Here is a 16,866-nt window from a genome sequence, read left to right as displayed (position 1 = left end):
GTGGTCGGATCACGTACTGCACCGGGAACCGGACGTCGGTGAGGTTGCGGTCCGAGGCCACGTGCAGGTGTTCCAGGTGGTAGAGCAGGGAGGGCCCGTCATACCACGGCGTCCGCTCGCTGCGGGTGACCACGTTGTCGCCGGCTAGCGCCGAGATGGGGATGAAGGCTAGGTCGTGCACGTTCAGCCGAGTGGCGAAGGCGCTGAACTCCTCCATGATCGCGTCGAACGATTCCTGCGCGTAGTCGACCAGGTCCATCTTGTTGACGCAGACGATCAGGTGCCGGACCCCGAGCAGGGTGGTCAGGAAGCTATGCCGGCGGCTCTGTTCCGTCATTCCCTTGCGGGCGTCCACCAGGATCAGTGCCGCATCGGCGGTGGAGGCGCCGGTCACCATGTTGCGGGTGTACTGCGGATGCCCCGGTGTGTCGGCGATGATGAACTTGCGGTTCGGCGTGGTGAAGTAGCGGTAGGCCACGTCGATCGTGATGCCCTGCTCCCGCTCGGCGCGCAGCCCGTCGGTGAGCAGCGCCAGGTCGACGTAGTCGTCGCCGCGCTGGTTGCTGACCCGCTCGACCGCTTCGTACTGGTCGATGAAGATGCCCTTTGAGTCGTACAGCAGCCGGCCGATCAGGGTGCTCTTGCCGTCGTCCACGCTTCCGGCGGTGGCGAACCGCAACAAGTCTCCCGACATCAGAAGTACCCTTCCTTCTTCCGGTCTTCCATCGCAGCTTCGCTGACCTGGTCGTCGGCGCGGGTCGCGCCCCGCTCGGTGTAGCGGGTGGCGGCGATCTCGGCGACGATCTTCTCGTTGGTGTCGGCGTCCGATTCGACAGCCGCGGTCAGGTTGGCGTCGCCCATCGTCCGGTAGCGCACCGAACGGGTGAACACCTCTTCGCCGTCGCGCGGACGGATGAACTCGTTGACCGCGTACAACATGGCCTGCCGCCGGACGACCTCGCGCTCCTTGGCGTAATACAGGTTCGGCAGCGGCAACCGCTCCTCGGCGATGTAGGCCCAGGTGTCCAACTCGGTCCAGTTCGACAACGGGAAGACCCGGATGCTCTCGCCGACGTTCACCCGGCCGTTGTACAGGTTCCACAGCTCGGGACGCTGATTCTTCGGATCCCACTGCCCGAACTCGTCGCGGAACGAGAACACCCGCTCCTTGGCACGGGCTTTCTCCTCGTCGCGGCGGGCGCCACCGAACAGAGCATCGAAGCGATGCTCCTCGGCGGCTCGCAACAGTACCGGGGTCTGGATCCGGTTGCGTGAGCCGTTGGACTCCTCACGGACGAAGCCCTGCTCGATCGCCTCCGGCACCGACGCCACCAGCAGCTGCACCTCGAGCTGCTCGGCCCACCAGTCGCGGAACGAGATCACCTCGGCGAAGTTCAGCCCGGTGTCCACATGCATGAACGGGAACGGGATTCGCGAGGGCGCGAAGGCCTTGCGGGCCAGCGCGCTCATCACCACCGAGTCCTTGCCGCCCGAGAACAGCAGGCACGGACGCTGCATCTCGGCCGCCACCTCGCGGATGATGTGGATGCTCTCGGCCTCCAGCGCCCGGAGATGGCTCAGTACATACGTGCTCATTGATTTCCTTCGATCTGCGCCAACAGTGCCACCAGTTCGGCCACCTTGTCCGGGTGGCACACCAGCAGGTCCGGCAGCCACGGGTTCTCGCGGTTGTAGACCAAGGGTGACCCATCCAGCCGGCTGGCATGCAGGCCCGTCCCCAGGGCGACGGCCACGGGTGCGGCCGAATCCCATTCATACTGGCCCCCGCCGTGGATGTAGGCGTCCGTCTCGCCGGTCACCACCGACATCACCTTGACGCCCGCCGATCCCATCCCGACCAGCTCGACGTCGAGGTGCTTGCCCAGCTCGGTGACCAACATCGGCGGGCGGGTGCGGCTCACCGCCACCCGTAGCGGGCGTCCGGCGGCGTCGGGGAGGGTGACTGGCCCGGCGTCCGAGCGGTGCACCTGGTTCCGCGCGGGCAGACCGACCACGCCCGCGGTCAGCCCCGCGGCACGCGTCCACAGTGCGATGTGGACGGCGAAGTCGGTGCGCCAGGAGCCGTCCGGCTGCCGCTCGGTGAACTCGCGGGTGCCGTCCAGCGGGTCGATGATCCAGACCCGCTCGGCGTCCAGCCGGCGGGGGTCGTCCGCGGCCTCCTCCGACAGCACCGCGTCGTCGGGCCGATGGGTGGCCAGTTCGCGCAGCAGGTAGGCGTTCGACTCGGCGTCGCCGGTGGCGCCGTCGATGTCGTCGCCGAGCTGCTCGCGCAACCGGAGCAGGATCTCCCCGGCGCCACGAGCGAGATCGACGGCGAGATTCAGATCAGATGTCATAGCTGGGTCCCTGGTAGAGGTGGCCGCCGGCCGTCCTGGTCAGCGCGTCGGTGCCCCGGCGGACGGCACGGGCCTCGAGTTCGGCGAATACCAGGTCGACGGCGTCGGTCATCGAGATGGTGGAGGTATCGATCACCAGATCGGCATGAGTGGGTGCCTGGTAGGGAGAGTCGATACCAGTGAAGTTGGGGATCTGGCCGGCCCGAGCCAGGGCGTAGAGGCCCTTGCGGTCGCGGCGCTCGCATTCCTCGATCGGGGTGGAGACCCAGACCTCGAGGAAGTCGGCGTTCAGGTCGGTGGCCATCTTCCGGGCCTCGGCGCGGACATCGGCGAACGGTGCGATCAGGGCCGTGATGGCGATGCCGCCATTGCCGGCCAGCAACGCCGCGACCCAGCTGACCCGGCGGACGTTCGCGGCGCGTCCGGCCTCGTCGAAACCGAGCCCGGCCGAGAGCATGCGACGGACATCGTCGCCGTCGAGCAGGCTGACCGGACGGTCGCTGCGCGCCTCGACCGCGTCGCGGAGCGCCTTGGCCAGCGTCGACTTTCCCGACCCGGACAGGCCGGTGAAGAACACCACGGTTCCGCCGCGGTCCTGCACCGACGGGCCGCCGCCGTCGCCGTCGCCGACCGTGACGTGGTGCAGGGCGCCGAACGCCTGGGCGACCGCCGCCGGCTCTGGGAGCAAACCGCGGCGCAGGAACTTGCCGTCGGCCTCACCCGGCCACGGCACCCGGGTCACGGTGTGCTCGGCCTTCGGCTGGGCGCCCGCCACGGCCTGGATCTGGGCCACCAGGTCCCGGCCCGCGCGGGTACGGCCGGCCAGCACCAGCCAGCTCACCCGCATGTCGCTGTGCATCAGTACCTCGATGCGGGCCAAGTCGGCGTGGGACGGGATGCCCTTGACCACCACGGCGAGGTCGGCGGGTTCGCCGGCGTCGCGCGCCGGCTCGACCACCCGGAGTGTCCGGGTGGACACCATCGCGCCCTCCATGCGGCCCAGCAGCAAGGGGGTCGCCTCGACGTCCCGGACGACGAAGGCGGGCTTCCCGCCAAGCTGGGCCAGGCCGTTCTCGGTGAGCTGGAGTCGCGGCCCAGTCAGCCCGCGCTGGCGGAGGTCGACGAGATCCAGATCGACCCCTTCCACCACTATCGACGGCAGTTCCGAGATCTTTTCCCAGCCCGCATCGTCGTATTGTGCGTCGTTCGTCACTGCGACTTGTCACCACCTGATTCGAGTGTTTGCCCGGCCGGCTGCTGGGCGCGGACTCCGCGATATCGCCGGCGCAGCACCGCCCAGATCGCCGGACCCAGCACGATGGCGGCGCCGGAACTGATCAGCACCCATTCGGTCGAGGCTCCGACCAGCTTCAGCCCGGACGCCATCAACAAGATGGCCAGCGCCCTTCTGATCAATCCGCCCGGCGCACGCGACGACACCTGAGCGCCGATGAAGGCACCCGGAATCGCACCGATCAGTAGGGCGGCGGTCAGCCCGAAGGAGACTTCGCCGAACAGCAGGTGGCCCAGCGACGCCGACGCAACCAGCGGAATCGCCTGGACCAGGTCGGTGCCGACCAGTTGGGACGGCCTCAGCGTCGGGTAGAGGAACAGCAGCAGGGTGATGATGAGCGAACCCGCGCCCACCGACGTAAGGCCGACCAGCAGTCCGCCCAGCGCGCCGAGGAGCACGGTGAGCAGCCGCTTCACCTGAACCTCTGGCCGCTCGGGTTCGGCAGGACCCTCGCCTGCGGCGCTGTTGTAGCGCAGCATCATCGACCAGGCGCGCATGATCAGCCCGGCGGCCGTGATGAGCAGGGCGACGCCGAGAATGGTCAGCAGAATCTGTTCGAAGCCATCGTGGATGCGCAACTGGTCGACGAAGACGGCGCCGAGGAATGCGGCCGGAACCGAACCGACGCAGAGCCAGAAGACCAAAGGCAGGTGCGCCGTCTTCCGCATGATGTGGACAATGGCGCCGGCCGGCTTCATGAACAGGCTGGTGACCACGTCGGACGAGATCGCAGTCAACGGATTCACGCTGAAAAAGAAGACCAAGGCCGGCGTCATGAGTGCGCCGCCGCCCATGCCGGTCAATCCGACCACGAATCCGACGGCGAGCCCGGCCAGGACAAAGGCCGGGCTGATGTCGGGCATCGGGCTTCCCTTCGGCGTGAGCTATGAACGAGCCGCATCCTACCGATACGCCACGCTGCGGCGGTGTCAAGGCGGGTGCTGTGGTCGCCGGCCTCGATGAGGGTTGGGTAAGCGTGTGTCTTGATCGGGAACAGGACGGCGTCGGGGCGTGAGTTGGGCCAAGTTGTGCGACCGGGCCCAAGTCAGGTCTTGACGCGGTTCACCGGAGACTTTACCCGACCCGGTCTGCCGACGCATGTCGTCAGCGTGAGTCGATCTAAGCCCTATTCCGAATTGAGCTAAATTATAAGTAGCATTAAGAAATTTGTGCTGCTTTCGTGCATGCGATGCTGGGTGTCGCTCCTGGGGGCTCCAGACGGCGTCATTCGGATCGGCCGCACGTGCTGCACCCCCGCATAGGGGCTGGCTGCTGGGGCCGCGAGCGCGCTTCAGTTCGGGCTCAGCGTGCCCACGGGAGGCGGGAGCGCCCGGTTGGCGGGCGCCACCCACGGGTCCTGCCCGGCGACGTCAGCGGGTGACGTCGGAACCGATCTCCTCGAAGAGGTGACAATCTGTCGCACGGCCGCTACCATCGCCGTAGGGGGGAACTCGCGACTGGGTTCGCGTGGTGATGCATCGGGGGATGCGCATCACATCAAACAATCGTCGTTTTCTCCTGACTTGTCCGTAAGCGTCTCGGGGGGAAACGCTGTGGGGGATTTTCGTACCGTTATATCTGCGGCCGTGCTGGCCGGGATACTGCTGAGTGGCTGCACGTCGACGCCACCGGCCACTACACCATCACCGTCGGCTCCCGTCGGCGCGTCTCCGGCAGATTCGCCGGTGTCGTCCGCCAGCCCGGAGCCGACGTCTGAGTCGACCAGCACCGCAACCACGAAGAACCAGCCGGTTCCGAAGGTGCAGCGCAGTGGCGCGGCGTCGCCGACGATCGTCGCCAAGCCGGCCGGAACTGGCGGCAAAGTGAGCTATTCCGACGGTGTCGCGCTGCGGATCCGCAACGTGACCTTCGGCAAGGAAACCAGGGAAGGCCCGGGCCAGTTCCCCGGCCGCGCCTACGCCGTGCTCGAGCTGGAGATCAGGAACGGCAGCAAGCAGGCGTTGTCCCTCGACACCGTGGTGGTCACCGTGCTGAACAAGGCCGGAAATCAGGTGAACCCGGTCTACACGGACGAGGCCAAGGTTGCCGATTTCTCCGGTGAACTCAAAGCCGGTGCGACGGCCAAGGCGGCGTATGCGTTCGCCGTGCCGAAGTCGTCGCGCAACAAGGTCACCGTGGTCGTCGACTTCGACGGGGTGCACACCTCGGCCGTTTTCCGTGGAGGGCTGACGTGACCACCAAGAAGATCGTGTCGCTGGTGCGCTCGCGTGCGGCCGGGGCCGTGGTTGCGCAGATCTGGCAGGCGTTCGGCAGCTTCGGGTTGCAGATCGTTGCCGCCTGGACGCTGGGCGCCGAGGGCCTGGGGTTGATCAGCCTGTCGCTCGGTGTGATCGTGTTGACCACCGCACTGGCCAGCGGCATGGTGGGCGACTCGCTGGTCATCCTGGACCGGGCCCGAAGCCCGGTTCGAGGCGCGCTGCAGACCTGGGCACTTCTGCTCGGTGGCGTGACCGCGCTGGTCACAGGTCTGGCGATGGGTCTGACCGCGCTCACGCCTCTGCAAGCTGTCCTGTTCGCCGGCGCACTGGTCGCATTCCAGTTCGAGGAACTGATCCGGCGGGTCTTCATGGGCGTCATGCAATTCTGGCGCCTGGTGGCTATCGACAGCGTCGCCGTGATCACAGCGTTGGCGATCATCGGGGTCACCGCAGCCACGCACGCCGTCAGCGTCGAGGCATTCTTCGGCGCTCTGCTGGCCGGGCAGACTCTGGGCATCGTGGTCGGGGTCCTGCTGCTGCCAGCGTCCGAACGGGTGTGGGCGAAGATGCGTGGATCCGATATCCGCCAGGTGGCTATGTTCGGAGCCTGGCGCGGAGCCCAGGTCGCCGTTCCGCAGCTGATGCTCACCGTCGCACGGGTCCTGGTCACCGCCTTCGCCGGCGGCGCCGCACTCGGCCTGGTCGAGGGCGCTCGCATCTTCGTCGCGCCCGTCCTGCTCACCGTCCAGGGCTTGGGTTCCTACCTGTTGTCCGGCTACGTCCGCGATTCCCGGCTCGGAGTCGTCCGGCTTCGTCGCCGAGCCTGGCGGGCATCGCTCTCCATGATGTCCGGGGCATTGCTGCTCGGCATCGCGATCGTTCTGGTCGCCCCGTACCTGAGCCACCTTGTCAGTGGGTCGACCTTCGATATCGAACGACTCACCGTCGCCGGCTGGGTGGTCTACGTGATGGCCTCAGCCTCATTCCAGCCGTTCGCCAGCCTGGCCGCCGTCATGGGCCGCCAGCGCCGGGTGTTCGTCTGCCGCATCATCGACGCCGGCTTCGCCGTCGTCCTTCTCACGTCGCTCCTGGCCCTGGGCGGTAGCCCGGCCTGGACACCTCTCGTCCTTGCCGCCGGACTCTTCGTCGGCGGCCTGCTGGTGCGCCAGGTCGTTCTGGCACCGCTGTCCGGGACTACCACTCATGCTTCTGCGAACGAACTCAGGATGAGCAATGTCTAATTCAATCTTGTCGCGCCTGCGGGCGCGTCTCAGCGGCCTGGTCGCAGGCACGCTGATCGTCACCGCCGGGCTTGCCGGCGTGGTGCCTGTTCAGCAGGCCGAAGCGGCCGTGCTGTCGACCGATCCCGCCACCGTCACCGCCGAGGCGTTGCCCACCTGGCAGCTCAACGGCGTGGTGTGGAGCACCGTCGTGGTGGGCAACACCGCCTACGTCACCGGTGAGTTCACCCAGGCCAGGCCGCCGGCAACTGCGGTCACGAGCTCGCTGGCTGTTGATGCCAAGAACATCTTCGCGTTCGATGTCACCACCGGGAATCCGGTCACGTTCAGCCACTCGCTGAACGCCCAGGGCCTGGTCATCCGCGCCAACGACAGTGGCACCCGGCTCTACGTCGGCGGCGACTTCACCGAGGTGGACGGCGTGGCCCGCAGCCATATCGCCGCCTTCGACCTGACCAGCACCGGCGCCCCGCTGACCACCTTCAATGCCCGGACCGACGGCCAGGTGCGTGGCCTGGTGCCGATCGGCGACACGGTCTACGCCGGAGGCAACTTCCGGGCCGCCAACAGCCAGGCCCGCGCGCTGTTCGCCGCCTTTGACGCCGGAACTGGGAACCTGACCGCATGGGCTCCGGCGGGCGACACCTCCGGCTACGTCTTCACCATGGTTGCGGCGCCGGACAAGTCGCGGATCATCGCCGGCGGCTCGTTCACCACGATCAACGGAGTGGACGCCTACGGGATGGGCTCCATCGACGCGGTCACCGGGGCCACGCTGCCGTGGGCCGCAAACACGAAGTTGAAGGCCGCCGGCAACGACGGCGCCATCGACACGCTGTCGACCGACGGCACCTCGATCTTCGGCGCCGGCTATTCCTACGGCACAGGTGCCGCCTTCGAGGGCACCTTCTCGGCCGACCCGACCACCGGCGCGATCAACTGGGTCAACGACTGCCTGGGTGACACCTACGACACCTTCCCGATGGACGGAGCGCTCTATACCGTCAGCCACGACCACAACTGCACGATCGCCGGCGCCTTCCCCGACACCGACCCGCGGGCGCGCTGGCAGAAGGCCAGCGCCGAGCGGATCGGCCCGACCATCGGCACCATCGCCAGCAAGGACGTCTACAACTGGGACTACACCGGCATCCCGTACACCGGCCTGCTGCACTGGTACCCCGATCTGGAGTTCGGCACGTACACCTCATCGAAGCAGGCCGCCTGGGCGATCGGCGGCAACGGCGACTACCTGGTGATGGGCGGGGAGTTCCCCTCGGTGAACGGCAGCGCTCAGCAAAGCCTGGTCCGGTTCGCTAAGAAGCCGATCTCGAGCGGCTTAAAGCCGACCGCTTCGACGGGCTCGACGCCGACGCCGGTGCCGGCCGGCACCGGGACGGTGCGGGTGGTCTTCGGCGCCATGTTCGACCGCGACGACGCATACACCGAGTACGACATCTATCGGGGCGTCGGCTCGACGACGAAGAAGGTTGGCACGATCAGCGCCTCCGACGCCGAGTTCTGGAGCTTGCCGACCTACACCTTCACCGACACCGGCCTGACCGACGGAACCCAGGTGCGTTACCAGACGCGGGCCAGGGACGCCGCGGGGAATTCTCAATGGTCGGCCTGGTCGGGCTACGTGACGGTGAGCAGCGCGACCTCGGCCTACGCCGGTCTGGTCGCCGGGCAGGGCGCGACGCATCTGTGGCAGCTGGGTGAGGCCACCGGCAGCACTCTCACCGTCGATGCGATCGGTTCCGCGCACGGAGCACCCAACTCCACCGCCACTCTCGGTGGTGCGGGCGCGTTGACCAACGAGACCGGCACCTCGCTGACGATCACCTCGGCCGCCGGTGCGGTGACCACCACCACGGCGGAGCAGGCTCCGACGACATTCTCGGTCGAGGCGTGGGTGAAGACCACCAGCACGCTGGGCGGCCGGATCGTCGGCTTCGGCGATCAGGTGAACACCAGCAACGTGTCTACTCTGTACGACCGGGTGCTGTACCTGGACACCGGGGGCCGGCCCAACCTGATGATCAACGACACGGCCGTCCGCACGGTCACGTCCACAACAGCCATCAACGATGGCAACTGGCACCACGTGGTGGGCACCGTCGACGACGGCGGCATGCAGCTGTTCGTGGACGGTATCCGGGTGGCACGGGACCAGCGGTACACGACGCCACGGACATACTCCGGGTTCTGGCGGATCGGCTGGGACACCACCACCGGCTTCACCAACAAGCCGTCGAATTCCGGTTTGGTGGGTTCGATCGACGAGGTGGCGGTCTACCCGCGGGCCCTGTCGCTGACCGAGGTGCAGGCGCACGTCACCGGCAGCGGCCGGACCGGATCGTGGACGGCGCAGCCGACTGACGAGTACGCCGCCGCCGTGGTGGCGAACACGCCGGACCTCTACTGGCGACTGGACGAGAGCAGCGGCAGCGCCCTGGACTCGTCCGGGTCGGGCAATGTGGGCAGCGTGACCGAAACCCTGACCCGCGGTGTCGAGGGTGCGATCAGCGGAAACGCCGCGGCCACGTTCAACGGCAGCAGCAACATCGTCGTGGCCCAGCGTCCGTGGGTGGCGCCGCAGCGGTTCACCGCCGAGGTGTGGTTCAAGACCACGACCGCCAAGGGCGGCAAGCTGATCGGCTTCGGCACCGCGACCAGTGGGCTCAGCTCGTCCTACGACCGGCATGTGTGGATGCTGAACACCGGCAAGCTGGCCTTCGGCACGTACCCGGGCTCGCAGCAGATCATCACCAGCGCGAACAGCTACAACGACGGCCAGTGGCATCACGTGGCGGCCAGCCAGGGCGCGGACGGCATGAAGCTGTACATCGACGCGCAGCTGGTTGGCACCAACGCGACGACCACCGGCCAGGTCTACACCGGCTATTGGCGGATCGGCGGCGACAAGAACTGGTCGGGCGCCAGCAGCAGCTACTTCGCCGGCACGCTGGACGAGGCCGCCGTCTACCCGAGCGCGCTCACCGAGAACGACATCCGCGCGCATTACGCCGCCTCGGGCCGGACCGCTCCCAACCGGGCGCCGTCGGCTGCCTTCAGCTACACCAAGTCGTTCCAGACGGTGAACGTGGACGCCAGCGGATCGACCGATCCGGACGGCGCGGTCGCGTCCTACGCCTGGGACTTCGGCGACGGCACCACGGCGACCGGTGTGACCGCCAGCCACACCTACGCCAGCGCCGGCACCTACTCGGTGACGCTCACCGTCACCGACGCCCAGGGCCTGACCAACAGCACCACGCAGTCTGTGGTGGCGGCGCAGAACCAGGCGCCGGTGGCCGCTTTCGCAGCCACGGTCGACCTGCACGAGGTGGCCTTCGACGCCGCCGGCTCGACCGATCCGGACGGCACCGTGGCGTCCTACGCCTGGGACTTCGGCGACGGGAGCACCGGAACCGGCGCGACCGCGTCGCACACCTACGCGAGCGCGGGCAGCTTCACGGTGAGCCTCACCGTGACCGACGACCAGGGTGCGACCAACACCGTCACCCAGACCGTCGAGACCGTCGATCCGCCGAACCAGTTGCCGACCGCGGCGTTCTCGTCGCAGCTGGGGGACCTGGACGCACAGTTCAGCGCGGCCGCGTCCAGCGACGCAGACGGCACCATCGCCGGCTACGCCTGGGACTTCGGCGACGGAAGCACCGCAACCGGGGTGACCGCGTCGCACACCTACACCACTGCCGGCAGCTACACCGTCACCCTCACGGTGACCGACAACAGCGGCGGCACGGCCACGGTGACCCACTCGGTGACCCTGCTGGGGGCGAACCAGTTGCCGACGGCGGCGTTCAGCTGGACCGCGTCCGACGGCAAGCTGAGCTTCGATGCCGGCGCCTCCACCGACCCGGACGGCACGGTCGAGTCCTACGCGTGGGACTTCGGCGACGACGAGTCCGGCACCGGCAAGACGCCCACGCACACCTACACGGCGTCGGGGACCTACACGGTGGAACTCACTGTCACCGATGACCGGGGCGGCGAGCACACGGTCAGCCACGATGTGACCGTCGTCGTGAACGGGAAGCCGACCGCGGCCTTCACCAGTTCGGCCAGCTTCCTTGAGGTCAGCTTCGACGGCACCGGCTCCACCGACGCCGACGGCACGATCGCCGGCTACGCCTGGGACTTCGGGGACGGTTCGACCGGTACCGGCGCCAGCCCCGAGCACAGCTACGCTGCCGCCGGCAGCTACACGGTGAAGCTGACCGTGACCGACGACGACGGCGCCGAGGACTCGGTGACCAAGTCGATCACGGTGAACGCTCCGGGGCCGCTCGCCACGGACGCCTTCGGCCGGACGGTCAGCAACGGCTGGGGGACAGCCGACGGGGGCGGCGCGTGGACCATCAAGACCGGATCGGCGCGCTTCTCGGTGGCGGGCGGCAAGGGCAAGGTGACCATGATCACGGCTGGCAGCGGGTATTCGGCGATGCTCGACTCGGTGAGCACCACGAACACCGACCTGTCGTTCGACGTCAGCGTGGACACCGCGGCGACTGGTGCCGGGGAGTACTTCAGCGCCTTCGGGCGAAGCGTTCAGGGCGTCGGCAGCTATAGCGCCAAGGTGCGGGTGCAGCCGAGCGGGGCCGTTCAGCTCTATCTGCTGAAGACCATCGGCAGCACCGAGACCGTCTTCGTCAGCCAGACGGTGTCGGGCCTGACCTACACCACGGGCGAGACGCTGAAGATGCGTCTGCAGGTCACCGGCACCGACTCCACGACCCTTCGGGTCAAGCTCTGGAGCAGCGGCAATGAGCCAACCGCCTGGAACCTGTCCACCACCGACTCGACCGCCTCGCTGCAGGCAGCCGGATCGGTCGGGCTGAACACCTATGTCTCGGGGACCAGCACGAGCCTTCCGATCGTCTACTCGTTCGACAACCTGGTGGTTGCCGCGCCCTGACAAGCCACGGGAACAGGCCGGCCGGATCGTGACGATCCGGCCGGCCTGTCTTCTTGTCTAATTCTCATATGGCGCTAATAGCCAGCGCCAGTCACCTTCCCGAATCAGTCTCGCCCGGATGACAGTGTCGCACGAGGCGTGCTACCCTTCGTCCGTTGCTTTTTGGGGGGGGAGACGGCATACGTTTCGTCGACGGTCAGTTGACGAGGCGGCTAGGGCTATCTGGGTTTGTGCCCGCTGAGCGACGAAGGGGTCATCAGGTTCAGGGGGAACGCGCCATGCCCAAGTCCACGCCGCTCGTGCGGGCCATTTCGACAGTCGCGGCGACTGTGCTGGCACTGGTCGGCATCGGAGTGGGGGTGACGCCGGCGGTGGCCGCCCCGGCGCCGATCCAGCCGCAGCCGCTTACTTCGATCACCGCGGACCGGTTGCCGACGGTGCAGATCAACGGCGTGGTCTGGTCGACCGATGTCGCCGGCAACAAGGTGTATGCGGGCGGTGCGTTCACCAGGGCTCGGCCGGCCGGTGCGGCTGCCGGGACCAACGAGACGGTCCGCAACAATCTGCTCGCCTTCGACATCACCACCGGCAATCTGGACACCAGCTTCGCGCCCGATCTGAACGGGCAGGTCTTGGGTGTGGCCGTCTCACCGGACAAGTCGCGCGTCTACGTGGTGGGCGACTTCACCACGGCCAATGGCCAGGCCCGACGTCGGGTGGCCGCCTACAGCACCGCGACGGGCGAACTGATCACCGCCTTTAACCCGGTGGGTGTCAACTCGCGTGCGCGAGCGGTGGCCGCCACCAACGACACCGTCTATGTGGGTGGGAGCTACCTGAGCGCCGGGGACACAACCCGCAACAGCCTCGCCGCCTTTCGTGCCTCCGACGGCGCGCTGCTGCCGTGGGCTCCTGCCGCCGAGCGCTCCGTGTGGGGTCTGGCAGTCAGCCCGGACGGGGCCAACGTCTTCGCCGCCGGTCAGTTCACCACGATCAATGGGCAGAACGTCTACGGCATGGCCAAGATCGGCGCCACCAGCGGGGCACTCGACACGGCGTGGGTGCCGGAGGTCCGCAACCGCGGCGATGACGCGGCCGTGGGCAGCATCAGGGTGCAAAACAACGCGATCTACGGCACCACATGGCTCTTCGGTCCGGGCGGCAACTCGGAAGGCGCATTCAAGATCCCGCTCTCCTCTCCGACCGGTGTGGTCGACTGGGTGACCGACTGCCACGGCGATGCCTACGGTTCGTTCGTCTCGCAGGGGACGGTGTATGTGGCCGGCCACTCCCACTACTGCGGCAACATGGGTGACGGCTTTCCGCAGTACACCACGACGCGTTTCCAGCACGCCCAGGCGTGGAGTGACACGGTCACCGGCGACATCCTGTACGACGCCCACGGCTACTACAGCTGGGCCGGCAAGAAGCCGGGCCCGGCGATGATCAACTGGTTGCCGAATTTGTCGATCGGCAGCTACACCGGCCAATATCAGGCCGGCTGGACAGTGACCGGCAACGACGACTATGTCGTCTACGGTGGTGAGTTCCCGCAGGTCAACAGCACCGCGCAGCAGGGCTTGGTCCGTTTCGGGAAGCGTCCGGTAGCGCCTGGTACCCAGGGTCCGATGTTCGCCGATGGTTCGTTCGTCCCGCAGATTGCGGCCCGGAGTGGCACGTCGGCGCGGGTGACCTGGCCGGCCGCCTATGATCGCGACGATCTATCGCTGACATATCGGCTTTACCGCAACAACACATTGATCAACACGCAGGCCGTCGACTCGAACTGGTGGACATTGCCGGCGCTCGGCTTCCTCGACACGGGTGTGGTCCCAGGCGGTACGTACAGCTATCGGCTCACCGTGAGCGACCCAGGTGGCAACATGGTGAACTCGACCACGGTGTCGTACACCCAACCGGGCAGCGTGGCAGCCCCGAACAGCTACGCCCAGACGGTGTTGAACGCAGGCGCCAAGCTCTACTGGCCGCTGAACGACACCGGTACTGCCCCGATGACGATCCGTGATCGGGCGGGCCTCAACGACGGCGTCGCCGGCAGCGATGTGAACGCCGGCCAGCCCGGCGCGATCGCCGGCGATGCCGGGATGACCTTCGGCACCGCACAACCGGCCCAGCTTTTGGGACGGATCTACGCCCACGGCACCGAATACGCGCCCGACACATTCACCACACAAGCCTGGATCAAGACGACCTCCACCACGGGCGGCCGCATCTTCGGCTTCGGCGACCTTCAGACCGGAAACTCCGGTCATCGCGACCGGCAGATCTACATGACGAACGCCGGCAGGCTGGTCTTCGGCGTTCGTGCTCAGGACGGCACTAACCGAGCCATCGCGAGCGGCAAGTCCTACAACGACGATCAGTGGCACATGGTGACCGCGAGCATGAGCGCGCAGGGGATGCAGCTGTACGTGGACGGCGTCCGTGTGGCGTATCGCCCCGACACGACTCAAGGAGAGGCCTACCTGGGCTACTGGAGGGTTCAGGGTGACCTTATGGACGGCTGGATGTCGCGTCCGACGAGCAATAATTTCGTCGGATCGATCGATGAGGTCGCGGTCTACCCGACAGCACTCAGTCAGGCCACCATCCTGGCTCAGTACCAGGCCAGCGGGAGGACGCCCGTTGTTCGGCCGGCCCCGGCCGACGCCTACGGCGCCGCCGTCTTCGCCGACGATCCCGACCTGTTCTGGCGGCTCGGCGAGTCGACCGGCAGCACCGCCGTCGACACGGGCCCGTCGGCCAACGACGGCACCTACCGCCAAGGCGTCACGCTCGCTGCCTCGGGCGTTCTGGCGGGGAACACCGCCGCCCAGTTCGACGGTGTGGACGACATGGTGAGTACCAACGGGGGGTTTACCAACCCCACCACGTTCTCGGTCGAGAGTTGGTTCAAGACGACCAGCACTGCCGGCGGCAAGATCATCGGGTTCGGCAACGGGCAGAGCGGTGACTCGACCAACCATGACCGGCACGTTTACATGTTGGGCAATGGCCATCTTGCCTTCGGCGTGTACACGACGCAGCGCAACATCGTCGAGACCACGACGTCGTACAACGACGGTGGATGGCACCACGTGGTCGCCACTCAGTCCGCTCAAGGCATGCGGCTCTACGTCGACGGGCAACTGCAGGGCAGCAACCCGCAGGTGGTCTCGGCCCAGGTGTACAACGGCTTTTGGCGGATCGGCGGCGATACCACCTGGGCCGGCAACAAGTACTTCGCCGGTACCATCGATGAAGCCGCGGTGTACAGCTACGCACTGTCGCCGGCGCGGGTCCTCGCGCACTACCAGGCCAGCGGCGGGGTCGTGACCAATCAGGCGCCCACCGCGGCGTTCACAGTGACCAAGACGAACCTGGCCATCTCGGTGAACGGTTCCGGCTCGACCGATCCGGACGGCGACTCCCTGACCTACTTGTGGGACTTCGGCGACGGCGCCACGAGCACGTCCGCGGTGACCACCCACACCTACCAGGCCGCCGGTACCTATCAGGTGAAGCTCACTGTCTCCGATGGTCAACTGGCGAACAACAAGACCGAGTCGGTGACGGTATCTGCCGCAAATCAGAGCCCGACCGCTGCGTTCACCACCTCGGTGAACAGGTTGAACGTCACGTTCACGGAGGCGTCCACCGACCCGGACGGGACGATCGCGAGCTATCTGTGGAACTTCGGTGACGGCACGACCAGCACGGTGAAGAACCCGCCGGTCAAGACCTACGGCAGCGCCGGCACGTTCACGGTGACTCTGACGGTCACCGACAACGGAGGCGCGACCAACTCCGTGTCGCACACCGTCACGACGGTGGCGAACGCCAAGCCGACGGCCGCGTTCACCAATACGGCAAACAACCTGGCGGCGACCTTCAATGCCGCGACTTCCAGCGATGCCGACGGCACCATCACCGGTTACGCCTGGAAGTTCGGCGACAACACCACTGGCACTGGGGTGAGCCCGACCCACACCTACGCGGCGGCCGGGTCGTACGCGGTGGAGTTGACGGTGACGGACAACGACGGCGCAACCGGTGTGCTGACCAAGACGGTCACGGTCACTGCCGGCGCGACCCAGATCGCGGCGGACGCCTTCAACCGGACGGTCAGCAATGGCTGGGGCAATGCCGACGTCGGTGGCGCCTGGACCCGATCCGGATCGGCCTCCAGCTTCGCGGTCTCGTCCGGGACGGCCAGGATCACGATGTCGGCCGGCGTGGGTCCCGGCAGCTACCTGAATAGCGTGTCGGCTCGCGACGTCGAGTTGCGCACCAACGTGAGCTACGACAAGCCCGGCACCGGCGGTGGCACGTACACGTCCTTCATCGTCCGGCGCAACGGCTCGACCGACTACCGGGCGGTGGTCCGGGTGACGGCAACCGCGGTGACCGTGCAACTCCAGCGGACGGTGAATGGGACGGCGACAGTGCTGGGCAATACCGTCACCCTTTCCGGGGGAGCGCTCCCCGCGAATCAGGTGCTGCAAGTCAAGTTGCAGGCCACCGGCGCGAACAGCACCACGCTGCGGGCCAAGGTGTGGCGGGCCAACACCACGGAGCCAACGGCCTGGACGGTGACCGCCGACGATTCGACGAGCGGTCTGCAGGCTGCCGGGTCGGTGGGGCTATACAGCTACATGTCGGCTTCGTCGACGAACAGTCCGATCGTCGCTGGGTTCGCGGAGTTCGTCGTTGAGCCGATCTGACGGTGAGTCGAACGGACGTCAATGCGGCCCTGTGGAGATGAAACTCCACGGGGCCCCATTGACGTTGGTTGATCGGTCGATCGTGA

General features: G+C 67.2%; 9 protein-coding genes. 4 read left to right on the top strand and 5 right to left on the bottom strand.

The features are described from left to right. The 5 genes from QM619_RS06540 to QM619_RS06520 all read right to left on the bottom strand — a co-directional run. A partial coding sequence (locus QM619_RS06540; RefSeq protein ID WP_415105679.1) for a sulfate adenylyltransferase subunit 1 occupies positions 1-694 on the bottom strand: 694 nt, incomplete at its 3' end. Further along, positions 694-1,596: a sulfate adenylyltransferase subunit CysD gene (cysD, locus tag QM619_RS06535; protein WP_415105676.1), complete on the bottom strand. Its 903-nt coding sequence runs from the start codon at positions 1,594-1,596 to the stop codon at positions 694-696. The genes cysD and QM619_RS06540, both read right to left, overlap by 1 nt. After that, complete coding sequence (locus tag QM619_RS06530; protein WP_415105673.1) at positions 1,593-2,357, bottom strand: 3'(2'),5'-bisphosphate nucleotidase CysQ; 765 nt, start codon at positions 2,355-2,357, stop codon at positions 1,593-1,595. The genes cysD and QM619_RS06530 overlap by 4 nt, the downstream gene beginning before the upstream one ends. Next, entirely contained in the window at positions 2,347-3,570 is a 1,224-nt protein-coding gene (gene cysC / locus QM619_RS06525; RefSeq protein WP_415105670.1) for an adenylyl-sulfate kinase, read from the bottom strand. The genes QM619_RS06530 and cysC overlap by 11 nt, the downstream gene beginning before the upstream one ends. Further along, entirely contained in the window at positions 3,567-4,514 is a 948-nt protein-coding gene (locus QM619_RS06520) for a sulfite exporter TauE/SafE family protein (RefSeq protein ID WP_415105668.1), read from the bottom strand. Before QM619_RS06520 ends, cysC begins: the two co-directional genes overlap by 4 nt. A gap of 471 nt (positions 4,515-4,985) precedes the next feature. Between QM619_RS06520 and QM619_RS06515 the strand changes: the two genes are divergently transcribed. From QM619_RS06515 to QM619_RS06500, 4 genes are all read left to right on the top strand, one after another. Beyond that, complete coding sequence (locus tag QM619_RS06515; protein WP_415105665.1) at positions 4,986-5,846, top strand: DUF4352 domain-containing protein; 861 nt, start codon at positions 4,986-4,988, stop codon at positions 5,844-5,846. Then, positions 5,843-7,111 (top strand): hypothetical protein, encoded by a 1,269-nt coding sequence (locus QM619_RS06510; RefSeq protein ID WP_415105662.1) that lies wholly within the window; start codon positions 5,843-5,845, stop codon positions 7,109-7,111. The genes QM619_RS06515 and QM619_RS06510 overlap by 4 nt, the downstream gene beginning before the upstream one ends. Further along, on the top strand, positions 7,104-12,056 hold the full coding sequence (locus tag QM619_RS06505; RefSeq protein ID WP_415105659.1) for a PKD domain-containing protein: 4,953 nt from the start codon (positions 7,104-7,106) through the stop codon (positions 12,054-12,056). The genes QM619_RS06510 and QM619_RS06505 overlap by 8 nt, the downstream gene beginning before the upstream one ends. A 278-nt stretch (positions 12,057-12,334) precedes the next feature. Further along, a complete protein-coding gene (locus QM619_RS06500; protein WP_415105656.1) occupies positions 12,335-16,780 on the top strand; it encodes a PKD domain-containing protein in 4,446 nt (1,481 codons plus the stop codon). Positions 16,781-16,866 lie beyond the last annotated feature (86 nt).

It is taken from the genome of Micropruina sp. (assembly GCF_047606665.1).
Taxonomy (GTDB): Bacteria; Actinomycetota; Actinomycetes; order Propionibacteriales; family Propionibacteriaceae; genus Micropruina.
Note: the sequence above shows the minus strand (reverse complement) of the source record. Positions and strands in the feature narration are given on the sequence as shown.